Origin of the sequence: Atopobium sp. BS2 (genome assembly GCF_000565075.1) — a bacterium.
In the GTDB taxonomy this organism is placed as follows: Bacteria; Actinomycetota; Coriobacteriia; order Coriobacteriales; family Atopobiaceae; genus Lancefieldella.
In genome coordinates, this window is sequence record NZ_JDFG01000033.1 from 113797 (window position 1) to 127724 (window position 13928).

At 45.0% G+C, this 13928-nt stretch carries 14 protein-coding genes; 13 read left to right on the top strand and 1 reads right to left on the bottom strand.

All coding sequences use genetic code 11. The features are described from left to right. The first annotated feature begins 18 nt into the window (after window positions 1-18). On the top strand, window positions 19-783 hold the full coding sequence (locus HMPREF1492_RS04325) for a class I SAM-dependent methyltransferase (RefSeq protein WP_035436264.1): 765 nt from the start codon (window positions 19-21) through the stop codon (window positions 781-783). Between the two features lie 2 nt (window positions 784-785). Here the strand turns inward: HMPREF1492_RS04325 and HMPREF1492_RS04330 are convergent, their stop codons facing one another. Continuing rightward, on the bottom strand, window positions 786-1676 hold the full coding sequence (locus HMPREF1492_RS04330; RefSeq protein WP_035436267.1) for an HAD family hydrolase: 891 nt from the start codon (window positions 1674-1676) through the stop codon (window positions 786-788). Between the two features lie 127 nt (window positions 1677-1803). Between HMPREF1492_RS04330 and HMPREF1492_RS04335 the strand changes: the two genes are divergently transcribed. The 12 genes from HMPREF1492_RS04335 (at window position 1804) to HMPREF1492_RS04390 (ending at window position 13679) form a co-directional block, all read left to right on the top strand. Beyond that, window positions 1804-3201, top strand: a complete 1398-nt coding sequence (locus HMPREF1492_RS04335; RefSeq protein ID WP_035436270.1) for a M20/M25/M40 family metallo-hydrolase — start codon at window positions 1804-1806, stop codon at window positions 3199-3201. A gap of 65 nt (window positions 3202-3266) precedes the next feature. Further along, window positions 3267-3998, top strand: coding sequence for a CDP-alcohol phosphatidyltransferase family protein (locus tag HMPREF1492_RS04340; RefSeq protein ID WP_035436272.1), 732 nt, complete (start codon window positions 3267-3269; stop codon window positions 3996-3998). 12 nt (window positions 3999-4010) lie between these two features. After that, the gene (locus tag HMPREF1492_RS04345; RefSeq protein WP_035436276.1) at window positions 4011-5234 is read left to right on the top strand and encodes a D-alanyl-D-alanine carboxypeptidase family protein; all 1224 of its coding nucleotides are present in this window, start codon (window positions 4011-4013) and stop codon (window positions 5232-5234) included. Further along, on the top strand, window positions 5234-6076 hold the full coding sequence (locus tag HMPREF1492_RS04350) for a hypothetical protein (RefSeq protein ID WP_035436279.1): 843 nt from the start codon (window positions 5234-5236) through the stop codon (window positions 6074-6076). The genes HMPREF1492_RS04345 and HMPREF1492_RS04350 overlap by 1 nt, the downstream gene beginning before the upstream one ends. Then, the gene (locus HMPREF1492_RS04355; RefSeq protein ID WP_035427592.1) at window positions 6073-6453 is read left to right on the top strand and encodes a Rid family detoxifying hydrolase; all 381 of its coding nucleotides are present in this window, start codon (window positions 6073-6075) and stop codon (window positions 6451-6453) included. Before HMPREF1492_RS04350 ends, HMPREF1492_RS04355 begins: the two co-directional genes overlap by 4 nt. A gap of 38 nt (window positions 6454-6491) precedes the next feature. Further along, complete coding sequence (locus tag HMPREF1492_RS04360; protein WP_035427594.1) at window positions 6492-6908, top strand: FHA domain-containing protein; 417 nt, start codon at window positions 6492-6494, stop codon at window positions 6906-6908. A 17-nt stretch (window positions 6909-6925) separates the two neighbouring features. After that, window positions 6926-7789 (top strand): MerR family transcriptional regulator, encoded by an 864-nt coding sequence (locus HMPREF1492_RS04365; protein WP_035436282.1) that lies wholly within the window; start codon window positions 6926-6928, stop codon window positions 7787-7789. A gap of 51 nt (window positions 7790-7840) precedes the next feature. Further along, window positions 7841-8374, top strand: a complete 534-nt coding sequence (locus HMPREF1492_RS04370; RefSeq protein WP_035427597.1) for an adenine phosphoribosyltransferase — start codon at window positions 7841-7843, stop codon at window positions 8372-8374. A gap of 405 nt (window positions 8375-8779) precedes the next feature. After that, window positions 8780-9967: a coiled-coil domain-containing protein gene (locus tag HMPREF1492_RS04375; protein WP_035436284.1), complete on the top strand. Its 1188-nt coding sequence runs from the start codon at window positions 8780-8782 to the stop codon at window positions 9965-9967. A 107-nt stretch (window positions 9968-10074) separates the two neighbouring features. Next, window positions 10075-11661 carry a ClC family H(+)/Cl(-) exchange transporter gene (locus tag HMPREF1492_RS04380; RefSeq protein ID WP_035436287.1) on the top strand — a complete coding sequence of 529 codons (1587 nt, stop codon included), beginning with the start codon at window positions 10075-10077 and terminating at the stop codon, window positions 11659-11661. A 749-nt stretch (window positions 11662-12410) separates the two neighbouring features. Next, a complete protein-coding gene (locus tag HMPREF1492_RS04385) occupies window positions 12411-13145 on the top strand; it encodes a M48 family metallopeptidase (RefSeq protein ID WP_035436290.1) in 735 nt (244 codons plus the stop codon). Between the two features lie 150 nt (window positions 13146-13295). After that, window positions 13296-13679, top strand: a complete 384-nt coding sequence (locus HMPREF1492_RS04390; protein ID WP_035436292.1) for a VOC family protein — start codon at window positions 13296-13298, stop codon at window positions 13677-13679. The last annotated feature ends 249 nt before the right edge of the window (window positions 13680-13928 follow it).

A 13928-nucleotide genomic window follows, 5' to 3' on the forward strand; every position in this document is an offset into this window, starting at 1 on the left:
TTTTGAGGAGATTACAAGATGAATGACTATATACAATTAAATAAAGATAGATGGAATAATGTGAACAATGACTATACTCAGCCATTGACGCATGAAGAATTAGAAGAAGCTAGAAACAGTCCAATTTCTGTTGCATTAACGGTCGGGAAAAAAGTTCCAACAGAATGGTTTGAAAAGGCCAACGGAAAAAAGATATTAGGCTTAGCTTGCGGTGGCGGACAACAGGGTCCCGTTTTTGCTGCTAAAGGCTATGACGTAACCATAATGGATTTTTCTTCATCACAATTACAAAAAGACGAGATGGTTGCTAAAAGAGAAGGCTTAATGATCAATACCGTTCAAGCCGATATGACAAAGCCTTTTCCATTCAAAGACGAAACTTTCGATATTATTTTTAATCCAGTTTCGAATGTATACATTGAAGACTTAGAAAACATGTATAAAGAAGCCGCTCGCGTATTGAAAAAAGGCGGGCTGTTAATGGTCGGCTTCATGAATCCTTGGACGTACATGTATGACGCTGACGTTGTATGGGACCACCCCGATGAGGAATTACTTTTAAAGTTTTCAATTCCCTTTAATTCAAGAAAGCTTGAAGAACAAGGCAAAATAACCATAGATCCAGCATATGGATATGAATTTAGCCATACCTTAGAAGCTCAGATTAGAGGACAACTTAAAAATGGCCTTGCTATGATTGATTTTTATGAGTCATGTGATAAAAGGAATCGATTATCACAGTATGGGAATGACTATATTGCCACGCTCTGCATCAAGCTCTAATTTTATAGAGTTCTCTTCAGGACAGCCTGGACAACCTCAGAATCAAAGTCTCCCTGAGCCTCTGTAAGCGCCTCTAAGAGCTGAGCTACACCTTCCTCATACACGCTAGGCAGCAGATACTTCGAGACAGCCTTAGCCTCGTCAGTTCCGTTTTCCATGCAGCATGAGTGATGAGCAATCTTAAGAAGATCAAGATCGTTTTCGGAATCGCCGCACACAATAACTTCTTCTGGCTTAAGACCTATAGTCTCAATGAGCTTCTCGAATCCCTGTGCCTTATTCCAACCACGATAATTGATGTCAAACCAACCAATATAGGGAGAAACCAACTCAACCTCTGGAACTGCACTGGTAACAGCCTCATAGATTTCTTGCGCGCGCTTTTCATCTTGGGGTAAGAGAAGACCTCCCGCATACATAGGGATATCTTTTGGAACGGACTGCGGACCAAGCCCTGGCACAAAAGTGTTAAACGAGGCTGCAAGATGATCTACTACCTCTTGAGTGGTATCAACTATTTTCCAACAAGAGGTAAATGACGTATCTAAAGGCTGCTCAAGCGGACCTTCTTGATAATACGTAAGCAAACAATCATCCATTGGAGAAATAACCTCGTAGATCTTCTCCATCATCTCGTAGGTAAATTGTTTGGTGAAAATGAGCTTGCCATTAAAGTAGAGAATCTTTCCACTAGAAAACACGCCAGTGTCTGTCAGGGAAACGTCAGACTTTAGATAAGAAAGTGCATCATAAACTGGCCTTCCGGTAGAAAGTCCAAACGCAATACCTGCGGCTTTAAGATTATTAATTGCCTGATGAGTTCTTTCTGAAATAGCTGGAGTGTCAGCGGGTTTTAACGTTTGGTCCATATCGGAAAGAACAAGCTTAATCATCAGGGCTCCCAAGATACGTGTGCTAAATGAGTGTTTTGTTAATTCTACCAGCAAGAGTAGAGAAACGCGTAAAAATTGCCGTTATTATTACGTTATTAACTTAAAACTGCGAGATTAGTAGAGGTCCATGAATATTTACGACCACTTTGCTCACGAGGATGAATATCCAGAGCTCAACATAGAGGCAATGTCTGAGAGACTTGCAAAGGCGCTGTCTTTTAAGACGGTGTATACCGATGCAGAGACAACCGATTGGTCTCAGTTTGATGGTCTTCAACAGCACATTGTTGATAGCTTTCCGTATGTTATGACCGCGGCCTCTAACGTTGAAGTAGTTGGTCACTCGCTCCTCATTGAGATTCCAGGATCCAACCCCAAACTTCCTGCATTGATGCTCATTGCTCACCAGGATGTGGTTCCTGTTGTTCCTGGTACAGAAGACGCATGGACGCACGATCCCTTTGGTGGAGATGTCGACGACACGTACATTTGGGGACGTGGTGCACTTGATATCAAAGACATGCTTATGGGTGAGCTTGAGGCGCTTGAGTATCTGCTTTCACAGGGTTTCTCGCCAAGGCGCTCTATCTACCTGGCATTTGGCGAGGATGAGGAGGTTTTGAGCCACGGCGCCACCAAGCTTGCGGAGGTCATGGCCTCGCGAGAAATGCGTGCAGCATGTCTGTTGGACGAGGGCACCACTACGTTTTTTGATGGCAGCGCTTACGGTGCGCCTAAGGCTACCGTGGCCGACATCTGCATCTCGCAAAAGGGGTTCTTGAACGTTAGACTTACTGCACCTGGCCATGGTGGACATTCCTCAAATCCATTTGGTGGAACCTCGCTTGAGCATTTGAGCTGCGCACTAGCCGCTCTCTCTGAGGCTAAACCTCAGCCTGAGCTTAACGATATTGTTAAAGAAACCTTTAAGGTTCTTGCACCAGAAATTACCGATGAACCTTTTGCTTCTCTGGTGTGTGACGTAGATACAAATGCAGATAAGATTGCGCATGCTGCAGCCCAGATCAAAGAGCTCTATCCCTTTGTTACTACAACATATGCTTTCAATATGCTTGAGGGTTCAAGCAGTGCGGCTAACGTTATGCCTGGTAATGTCAGCGCAACTATCAACATCAGGCTGCTTCCAGGTGTTAGTGTTGAAGAGACCCTTGAACACATCAAACAAGTAGTAGCCCAAGTTAACCCTTATATTGAGGTTGAAGCTTTGCACTCAACTCCAGCAGGAAGAATCGATTCTCCAACTGGAGCTGGCTATCAAGAGCTCAAATCCATTATGGAACACTATCATCCAGGTGTTACCTTTGTTCCGTCATTTGTGTGCGGTGGTACCGATTCTGTTCGATACGAGGGAATTTGCGATTCCATTCTGCGTATTTGTCCGTTTAGGCCAACACCAGAAGATGAGGCAAATGGCGTTCATGGCATTGATGAGCGCATCGAAAAACGCGTTTATACTCAGGGTGTTCGTGTTCTTATTTCCTTTGTTAAACAAATGTGCCAATAATTTGCTATCGCGCAACTTACGTTAAAATAGACACATGTTATGTACTACAAAAGGGGAGTGAAACGTTGCAAACTAGGCAGCAGCTAGCTAATCAAGTAGCATCCCAAATTAAAGAAGCAGCAGACGCCGATGCAGCAAAGGCGCAGGCAGAGGGAACTATTACTGATCCAGTTGGTAGTTCTAACAACCCTTCCAACGCTATTTTTACTGTTGCAAACGTCATTACTTTTTGCAGATTGATTCTTACGATTGTCTTTCTTGTGCTCTTCTCAACAGGTGGAAATCGTTGGGTAGCACTTGGTTGTTATGTAACTGCAGCTGTTACTGACTTCCTTGACGGCCAGATTGCTCGTAGAACGCAAACCGTAAGCTGGCTGGGAAAAATCATGGATCCTATCATGGACCGAGTCCTTCTTATCACTGGCGTCCTTGGCCTCTTGATTATTGGTGAGCTCCCTCTCTGGATTCCGTTGTTTGTTATTGGCCGAGATATTTACCTTACTTTTGGTGCACTTGCTGTGCGCAAATTCCGCAGGCGTCCTATTGATGTTGTCTTTGTCGGTAAAACTGCAACTGCTTTTTTGATGACTGGTTTTAGTCTGCTTCTTCTAGGTATCCCTGTTGTATCTGGCCTTGGTCTGGTAAACGTCAGTTGGCTTCCAGGTCTTAACTCTGAGAGCAGCGCACTGGGTATCTTCTTTGTGTATATAGGAATTGTTTTCTCGGCAATTACTGCAGTTGTTTATACTGGTGAAGCGGCTAAAATAGTTAAAGATAGTAAAAACACTCAAGCATAAGTTAGGTTGTTTATGACTTTCCTTAAGCACAACCATGTTTCTTTGCGCCAGCTCTCTGATAAGACGCTGGCTTTTCTTGTTAGCTTGCTGCTTGTTTTTGTTTTAGCTACTCCTTTTGCTCCTGCAACTACGGTTTTGGCTGAAAATACCTCTTCTCACAAGTCTTCTGTAACAGATGAGCCAAAACTTACTGAGGCAACTACCGCCATTGTTACTGATGCTCAAGGAAACGTTCTCTGGAGCAAAAACCCAGATCAAGAGCTCCCTATGGCATCCATCACCAAAGTTATGACTGCAATTGTTGCGCTTGATTCTGGCGTTAATCTTGATGAGCCTTGTGAAATCACAGTTCCAGATCTTGAAGAGGGTTCTCAAGTTGCAGGTTTGACCTCGGACGATACGCCTACACTCAGGCAACTTATTATGATGATGCTGGTGTATTCCGCAAACGATGCGGCTTATAACATCGCCGTCAATGTATCTGGCTCTCAACAGGCCTTTGTTGACCAAATGAACAAGAAGGCTGCTGAGATTGGCATGACTCACACGCAGTTCCAGAATCCTCACGGCTTAGATGCTGATGGTCACTATTCAACCGCGCGTGATCTTGCTCTAATGGGTCGTTATGCACGCGAGCACTATCCACTTATCGCAAGCGCTGTGCATACCAGGTCATACACTACAACGGTAGGAGGGGAGCAGCGCACGTTCCACTCAACCGATGACCTTATGGACACCTACCGAGGTCTTCTCGGCATTAAAACAGGTGCTGAAGACTCTGGTACTGCCTTCTTGGGCGCTTCAAAGCGTGGAAACATTACGCTCTACACCTGCGTGCTTGGTTGCGAGACAACGCAAGGTCGTTTTGACGATACTGCCATTCTGATGAACTGGGCTTATCGCAATTACAATCGCGTAAGCATTCAGCGTTCTGACCAGATTGTGCAGATTCGTACGAGCGAGGACAACTTCTTGCTCTCTGCAGTGGTTAAACCAGCAACTTCTACCACGTATATGGTATGGCCTGGCTCTAAAGACTTCACCTACCAGACCTCCATGCTTTCTCCCAACTATCCAGTAGCTAACAACCAACTGGTTTCTTCAACTGACTGGTCCCAAGATTCCTCGCAGGTAGGCACCACCATTACTCAGGCACATCTGACGCTGTGGACTATTCCGGCCTACAACCTCTTTGACCTATATTCGGTTGCTCCGTATCTCTTTGGGAGAAAGTAATGTCTGAGCAGAAACGCTCTATCCTTCATACCGAGCTTGAATATCTTGGCGCACAATTCTCAACCTCAACTGAAGGCTTCAACTTAGCCCAATCTTTCTATGGCGAGAAACCCCTTGAGGAAGCTCTGAAAGATTGCGCTCTTATTGACCTGAGTGGTATCGGCTACACGCTTGTAAGTGGAGTTGCAGCTCAAAATTTTGTTGAAGCTGTCTTTGCAGGTAAACAGCTTGAGGCAGGAGAGACTTCATTTGAGTGTGCACTTACGGGAGACGGATCTCTGTCTTCCATCAGTCTTCTCGCGCGCTCTGGTCAAAACGAGTACGTGGTACTTGATGCATCTGAGCGCTCTCTTGTTCTAGACGAGTGGCTTTCTATCATTGCGTCTGTCGAACAAAACGGTGTAGCTCCTTATGCAGAAGTGTCTTTAGAAGACGCAACTCCGCTGCTTACTCCGCTTCTTCTTGCTGGTAAAAAGGCCAAGAAGGTCCTTATGGACTACCTGGGAGAACAGAGACTTCCAGAAGACTCAAAGCTTTGTAATCTTATGCTTGACCAAACAATCCCTGCACTTGTGGCCAATGTTTCAACCAAGAAAGTTCCCGCGTATCTGGTTATGGTCCCACCGGTACATACGGTAATTCTTTTTAGAAGCTTGCTTTCTTTTGAAACAGTCCATCCTCTTGGACATAAGCAACTCATTGAAGGCCTTAAAACATATCTTCCATGGTTTTCAGAACTTGCAAGTAACACTAAAGTAGTAGTAGCTAAAGATAAACTTGAGGGTTGGGGTTTACTTAGAGCCTCTGATGATTTCATTGGCGCAAGGGGTGATCTTCTATGAAATATGCAATTAATGCAGTAGGTGTTCCTGCTCCTATGGGACCATACTCTCAGGGTACTACTGCAGGTAGATTGGTATTTGTCACAGGTCAAATTGCGGTCTCTGCAGAAGACCCAAAGGAGCTAATTGACGGAGGAATTGAAGAGCAGACTACTCGTGTCATTCATCTTGCTCAGTCAATTCTGGCAGAGGCAGGATGCACCCTTTCTGATGTTGCTCAGACAACTATCTACCTTGCTGATATCAATGATTTGCCTAAGGTAAACGAAATTTATAGGCAGTACTTTGTTCTTCCTGCACCTGGCAGGGCAGTTGTTGAGGTTTCTGCGTTGCCACTCGGTGCGCTTATCGAAATGGACTGCATTGCTTGTCGTTAAGCGTTATTATTATCTTGTAACCAAATTAAGGAGAAACCATGTCAACTGACGACATCAAACAGCAGTCACCAGACTCAACAGAGATTTTCCGCATGCCATCAGCTGACGCTACGGTTCCAGACCTTATGGCTCAACAAAAGCCAGCTCACCCTGTCCTTACTATTGTCAAGGGACCACAGACTGGTCAGACTTTTGAGCTCAATTTACCTCAGATTTCTCTTGGTAGAGACCCAAAGAGTAGTGTTTTCTTGAACGACATGACAGTTTCCAGAAATCATGCCACCATTGATCTCTCTAATCTTGCTCTTGGTTATGCAACTATTGAAGACCTTGATTCTCTCAATGGTACCTGGGTCGATGGTGCCATTATTAACAAGGCTACCTTGCGCGATGGCTCAACCATTCAGATTGGTACCTTCCGCATGGTCTTCCATACCAGCAGAGTTTCAGCTTAAGGTTAAAGGATAGCTTTATGGCTGATTCAGGCTTTCTTACCATCGGTAAAGTAGTCAAGAAATTACAGACTCTCTATCCTGACTTGAGTGTTTCTAAAGTCAGATATCTGCAGGATGAAGGTTTGCTTACTCCTACCAGAACTGCTGGTGGTTATCGTCTGTATTCCCAAAAAGACGTTAAGCGACTTGAGACTATTCTGTATCTGCAAAAAAGCCGTTTTATGCCGCTCTCAGTTATTAGAGAAGAGCTTGATAGGCAAGATAAAAACCCTGAAGCTGAACAACAGGTCAAAGCTCAGACTGACGAGGTAACTGGTGCTGAGGCTCAGGCTGCACCTGAAGCTCAAAGTTCTTCTCGCCAGGCTCAACCTCAGCTTGATGGAAAGCAAGTATCTCAGGCTATTCTTGGTGCCACACATGCTGATGCTATTGTGGTACCTGTAGATGACCCTGAGGTTGTTCAGAAATATCACGCTATTGATCGCATCCCAGAAATTGTGGGATGCTCTGTAGGCTTTGTTCGTCAGCTTTCTGAAGCAGGCGTCATTACTTTAAAGCGCTCTCCTCATGGCAGAGACCTTGTAGATGGCAAAGACCTTACGCTGATTCGCCTTTGTAGCGAACTTCGTCACTTTGGTTTTGAGCCCAAGAACCTGCGTCAATACGTTATGGCTGCAAACCGAGAATCTAGTATGTTTGCCAAGTCGCTTGTCGTATACGCTAAAAAAGGCGGGGGAGTTGAAGTTGACCATACTGACGAGACTCGTCAGAAGTTTATGGCCGCTTTAACCCGCATGTTAGGCCTTACCAATGCGGTCAGAAATGAACTTATCACTAAATTAGTTCGTGAATCTTTTAAGGATATGCACTTAGACGAGTAATCTAGGTATATATAACTATTCATTGATTTTGATTTTGAATGTGAGGACATTGTGTCTACGTATGATTATGAGAGTCATATCATTAGCATTCCTGATTATCCAGAGCCAGGCGTTATCTTTAAAGATGTAACTCCACTTTTTAAAGATCCTGAGTGCTTCCACGCAGTTGTTGATGACATTGCAGAGCACTTTGCTGATGCAGGAATCACCAAGGTTATTGGTGCTGAGGCTCGTGGTTTTCTTGTTGGAACCCCTGTAGCCTACAAACTGGGCGCAGGCTTTGTTCCTGCTCGTAAGCCAGGCAAGCTGCCTCGTGAGGTCTACGCACAGGCTTATGACCTGGAGTACGGTACCAGCGAGCTTCAGATTCACACCGATGCTCTTACCCCAGACGACGTTGTTCTTATTGCTGATGACCTGGTTGCTACTGGCGGTACCTGCGTTGCTTGTGCTCAACTTGCCGAGAAGGCCGGTGCAAAAGTAGCTGGCTTTGCATTTGCGCTTGAGCTTTGCTATCTGCACCCAAGGGAGATTATTGGCAAGTGCTTTGACCAAGAGGTCTACACCCTTATCAAGGTTCAATAAGCTAAATCACTTACATCAGACTTACTTTAACCTGACAATTTTGGCTGGCAAGACTACGTGCTTGTCGGCCATTTGTCTTATTTACATAAGCATTTTGTTAATCACAGTAAACTTGTTTGCAATACATAGAATTTCTCCATAATTGCAGGTCAAAGATAAATTTATGCAATGATATTTGCCACCTCCATGCTATATAACTGCACTAATAGTCTTTTGAATTTGTATTAAATGTCATTTTCGGGGTAAACTATTCAAATACTCGATAGGGTAGCTTCCCAATAACAAGGGTTTCTCGCTAAGAAATCGGCGAGTTGACTTTGATTTTTTATCAAATGAGCTATCCTAGATGGCAAAGCAAAGCAACACGTTGCCCAATTGATTTCGTGCTTTGCGGAAGGAGCTTATATGTCACAGCGCCGATCTTTCACAAGACGAGACGCTCTCTTATTTGCAGGTCTTGGTGTAGCTACTACGCTGCTTACCCCAGTCAAGCTATTCGCAGACCCACAAAGCGATCTTGAGGCCGCATCTGCCCAGCTAGACTCCCTTGGTGCAGCTCTTGCAGAGGCCATGGATAACCTTAACGAGAAAACCTATGCACTTGACGCCACCAACAACAAGATTGGTGAGGTTCAGGAACAGATTGCAGAGACTACAGACCAGCTCAATAAGCAGCGTCTTGTCCTTTCTGCAGCAATGAAGAGTGCTTATAAGGCAGGCCCACAGGAGACTTTGGACTTCCTCCTTGGAGCATCTAGCCCAGAGGACTTTGTCAGCCGCGTCTACTATATGGACCGCACCAGCAAGCAGGAGGCTGACTCCATCAATACTGTCAAGGCTCTTGGTGACCAGCTTCAGGCTCAACAGCTTGAGCTTCAGGCTGAGCAGGAGAACCTTCAGGCTCAGGTCGCTGAGATGAAGACAACTGCAGATGGCCTTCAGAGCCAGGTTGCAGAGGCTAAGGCTTACTACGACTCCCTTGATGCAGAGGTAAAAGCACAGCTTGCTGCTCAGGAGGCTGCATCAGCTAACAACAACGTTGCTTATGCAATTGAGACTGTTACTCGTGAGACTCCTTCTAACAGCTCTGAGTCTAACGATAGCTCCTCTAACGATTCCAGCTCCAGCTCTTCAAGTTCCAGCTCTTCTAGCTCCTCAAGCTCTTCTAGCTCTAGCAGCTCCAGTAGCAGCTCTAACTCTGGCGGCGGATCATCATACTCCGGCGGTGGCGGTGGCTACCCAGCTGCAGGCGGTGGCGTTGCTACAGCTTATGCTTGCATTGGCTATCCATACGTTTGGGGCGGAGCTTCCCCTGCTACAGGCTTTGACTGTGGTGGCCTAATCTATTACTGCTTCCTCGGCTACCGTGCAGGTACCGCAGGAACCATTGGCCGTGCTATTCGCGCTGCTGGTAACTGGCATGATTCCCTAGACGAGCTCAACTATGGCGATATTGTCTTTACCCGTGCAGGCTATGAGCACGTTGGAATCTACATCGGCGGTGGCCGCATGATTCACGCAGCTAACGAGTCTGTCGGTGTTATCGAGGGTCCTGTTTATGCTTGCTATGGTGGAGGACCATTCTCCGGCTAACGTACAATTTTTGCACACAGTTTTAACTCACGCACGTAAAGTCGTACAATATCCAAGTACGCTTTACGTGCTTTTCTTTTACTCACATACAATAGCTAGGGGAGATTGTGGCGTTTCATCTCAAACATAAGACAAACGTTATTGAGCGTCATTTTTCTCGTAGGTTTCAGGTAGCTCTCATTGGAGAAGGCCTGCTTGTTGGCTTTTTGGGTGGCGGCGTAGTCACACTGTATCGCCTTTGTCTTTCTTTTGCAGAAGCTCAGATGCGCTCCATTACTCAATCAATCGCAGGTAATTGGCCTTATATGGCTCTCTGGTTTGGTGTTCTGATTATTCTTATGGCGGCCGTTTGCCTACTCATGAAGTTTGAGCCCTACACCGCAGGCTCTGGAATCCCTCAGACCAATGCTGAGGTCATGGGATCTGCCGATATGCCCTGGTATCGCGTTCTTCCTGTTAAGTTTATCCAGGGCGTTCTAGTTGCCTTTGGTGGCCTTTCTATGGGTCGAGAAGGCCCAGCAGTCCAGTTAGGCGCTGTTTCTGGTAAAGCGGTCTCAAAATTCCTTAAACGCAAAAGGGGAGAAGAACGTCTTCTGGTAACCTGTGGCGCAGCTGCGGGTATGTCAGCCGCTTTTCATGCCCCTCTCACCGGCACACTTTTTGCTATCGAAGAGATTCAGAAAGAGTTTCATGCTCCACTGATTATCTCGGCAATGACCGCATCAGTAGGCGCTGACTTCCTGGTTTCTAACGTCCTTGGTATGAAGCCTGTCCTTCAGCTTCCTTACGTAGCACCATTACCTCATGTCGACTTTGCATTTGTTCTTATCGTCGGTTTTATCTGTGGTTTATTAGGAGCGCTCCACAATAAGGGAATGTTCTTTGCCCAGGGGCTGTACAAAAAGATAACTAAGTTTGTGCCTTTCTCGAGGCTCATTATTCCATTCATGCTAGCTGGAATTATGGCTTTTATCTGGCCAGATCTTCTTTGTGGCGGTGACGCCATTATCGAGAAAATCAAAGAGCCAGCAACACTTACTGAGCTCATGGTTATAGCGCTTTTGCTGGGCAAATATTTCTTTACCACAACATGTTTTGCTGCTGGAACGCCTGGCGGAACTCTCTTTCCGATGGTTGTTATGGGAACGCTAGTTGGAACGCTGTTTGCCCTGGTAGCAACCCATATTTTTGGCATCCCGATGGCATATGCGCCAAACTTTATTGCCATGGGTGTTGCGGGCATTTTTGCTGGAGCAGTAAGAGCGCCCGTCACCGGAGTAGTGCTCATATTTGAGCTCACAGGTTCTCTTGAAGCTCTTATGGCTATGTCTGCAGTTGCAATCGTATCCTATGTAACCGCAAACATCCTACGTGTTGACCCATTCTACGAGCACTTACTTGCAGAATTCTTGGCTTCTCAGCAAGGGGAGTCTAAACCAACACTTGATTCTGGCGAGAAAATCCTTCATGAGTTCACTATTGGCCAAGGAAGTCCCATTGAGGGCAAATTGCTCCAAGATATCCCATGGCCTGACAAAGTGAGGGTTGTAACTATTGATCGTGCGGGCTTGGAGATTATTCCAACCGGCCAAACTGAATTGATGGCACTCGACAAGATTCTTGTAATTTTTGATGAGATGTATGAAAGCGATGTCATGATTAAATTGAATGTCATGACCGACTCATCGGTATAGTACCCATCGCTGTCTCACATGTTACCGCAAAGGAGAGGGGTTTATAATTCTTCTCCTTTTTCTTCAATTCATTAGTTTACATAATATCGATTATCAGACTTTTATATATTAGAACTGCAAGAAAGGCCTCTTATTCATCAAGATAGCCAGAATACCTTAACCCTGCCTCAACTTTCAAACTCTACGTCTAATTACTTCAAATTTTGAGCCTCTGAGAGCCGTTTTAAGCCACGTTCTTAATCTGTCATGAGTATTTATACCTCTAGTAATTTAAGCTTAACTACGGCACCTCTTTTATATATTGTTTTTGCTACTTTATAGATCTACTTACTTATAAAGAACTCCGACACTCTATGACTTCTCTGTATGAAGATATTCAAAAATCCATTTTAATTTTGCCTGATGAGTTCAGCTAGAAATTTGTAAAAACTATTTAAGTCTATTGAGACATTTAGATTAAGTTCTTACCTGAATATCAAAATAAAAAGATTTTAGATTCCCCGTAATGTTGTTTCTGATAAGTTTTATTCATTGTTCTAGTCAAATCACATTATTTTCAATTCATTACTCCCCTTCTAAGTAAAAACAAGCTATCTACCTGCATATTTATTATATATCTGCAGGTAGATTGAGTAAAATAGTTCATCACAAAAGAAAACGAGCTTTTGACACCCAACGCTCTCCTTAGCGCGCGCATACGAGTGTCATACTATGTACGCACCATCAATCAGAACTCGATAAGGATTCATGTGACCACAAAGACCGTACAGATAGCAGGCATTTCTGTACAACTCACGCGCAAGGCCGTCAAGAACATCAATCTGCGTGTTAGTCGAGAAGGTCGCGTCAACGTAAGCTATCCGTGGCACACTTCCGAAGCGACTGCGATTTCCTTTGTCGAATCCAAATCCGATTGGATTCGCGCCGCTCTTTCTCGCACCTCTTTACTTGGCGAGAAAGAGCCCCAAGCTCCAACTCCCATAGCCTCTGGACATACGGTGAGCGTTTGGGGACATCCGTACAACCTGCGCATCATTCATGGATCTAAGCGGACGGCACGCATCTTTGAACACGACGTTATTATCACGCTTCCCAACCGCTACCTGAACGACCTTTCCACCGAAACTTCACAACGAGCCATTCATAAAACATTTGATGAGTTTCTCGCCCAAGAGATGCGCGCAGTCCTGCCTGAACTCACTACCGCAATGGAAACAAAAGCTCAAAAGCACGCCTCACAGTATCGAGTGCGCCGCATGAAGAGTCGTTGGGGCTCGTGCAACACAAGCACATCAGCCATCACGCTTAACCTTGAGCTTGCCGAACATGATAAAGAAGCCCTGAAGTACGTTATCGCTCACGAACTCACCCACCTCTACGTTCGCGGGCACAACCGCAAATTCTATGCACTTCTCGCCACCTTCTATCCCAACTGGAAAGAAGTCCGTGCCAGCCTCAAAGGCGCGCGGCCGTCTTTGCGATAGAATAGGCTCCGTTGGCTAGAGAGCGCGAACGCCAAAGTGAGGCACGGCGCACGAACTTGAAAGTAGATCTGCCAGAGCATTCCGGAAACTACACCATGAAATGATGACAAATCAAAGCATCAAGCAGTTATAGATTCTACGGAGACAACTATGAGAGTTGAACATATCGCATTATATGTAAATGACCTAGAGGATGCCCGACAGTTTTTTGTGAAGTACTTTGGAGCAACATCTAACGAAGGCTATCATAATCTTCAAACGAATTTTCGCTCGTTCTTCCTCTCCTTCGATAGTGGTGCACGACTTGAAATCATGAACAAACCTAACATGTCGGATCTACCAAAAGAGATAAACCGCACGGGATATGCTCATATCGCGTTTAGCGTAGGAAGCAAAGAAACGGTAGATACCCTAACTGCAGAGTTGAAAGCAGACGGCTATGAAGTCATCAGCGGACCAAGAACAACCGGAGATGGCTATTATGAAAGTTGCATTATTGCCCTTGAAGACAATCAAATTGAAATTACGGTTTAACTAAAAATTTAATTACTCAAGGACTTACATGAATATTGCTCTTATAAAACCAAGCGAAGAAAACAAAGCCAAGTTTATAGAGATGCTTGATGAGTGGAAACATGATATCGAGACAAATCATACAAATCCATCTCCAAGACGCATTTTTAGATCTTGAATTGTCAAAGCAAGTGCAACGTTTGGTGATGGTAGACTTCCCAAGGGCACTTCCAACCCAGACGCTTACGTGGTCTTAGGTTAAGTTCATTA

What these genes read in the sequence shown, in the direction of transcription:
- HMPREF1492_RS04355 (WP_035427592.1), top strand. Translation starts at nt 6,073, where the DNA reads ATGAAATATGCAATTAATGCAGTAGGTGTTCCTGCTCCTATGGGACCA.
- HMPREF1492_RS04360 (WP_035427594.1), top strand. Translation starts at nt 6,492, where the DNA reads ATGTCAACTGACGACATCAAACAGCAGTCACCAGACTCAACAGAGATT.
- HMPREF1492_RS04365 (WP_035436282.1), top strand. Translation starts at nt 6,926, where the DNA reads ATGGCTGATTCAGGCTTTCTTACCATCGGTAAAGTAGTCAAGAAATTA.
- HMPREF1492_RS04335 (WP_035436270.1), top strand. Translation starts at nt 1,804, where the DNA reads ATGAATATTTACGACCACTTTGCTCACGAGGATGAATATCCAGAGCTC.
- HMPREF1492_RS04375 (WP_035436284.1), top strand. Translation starts at nt 8,780, where the DNA reads ATGTCACAGCGCCGATCTTTCACAAGACGAGACGCTCTCTTATTTGCA.
- HMPREF1492_RS04345 (WP_035436276.1), top strand. Translation starts at nt 4,011, where the DNA reads ATGACTTTCCTTAAGCACAACCATGTTTCTTTGCGCCAGCTCTCTGAT.
- HMPREF1492_RS04330 (WP_035436267.1), bottom strand. Translation starts at nt 1,676, where the DNA reads ATGATTAAGCTTGTTCTTTCCGATATGGACCAAACGTTAAAACCCGCT.
- HMPREF1492_RS04390 (WP_035436292.1), top strand. Translation starts at nt 13,296, where the DNA reads ATGAGAGTTGAACATATCGCATTATATGTAAATGACCTAGAGGATGCC.
- HMPREF1492_RS04350 (WP_035436279.1), top strand. Translation starts at nt 5,234, where the DNA reads ATGTCTGAGCAGAAACGCTCTATCCTTCATACCGAGCTTGAATATCTT.
- HMPREF1492_RS04325 (WP_035436264.1), top strand. Translation starts at nt 19, where the DNA reads ATGAATGACTATATACAATTAAATAAAGATAGATGGAATAATGTGAAC.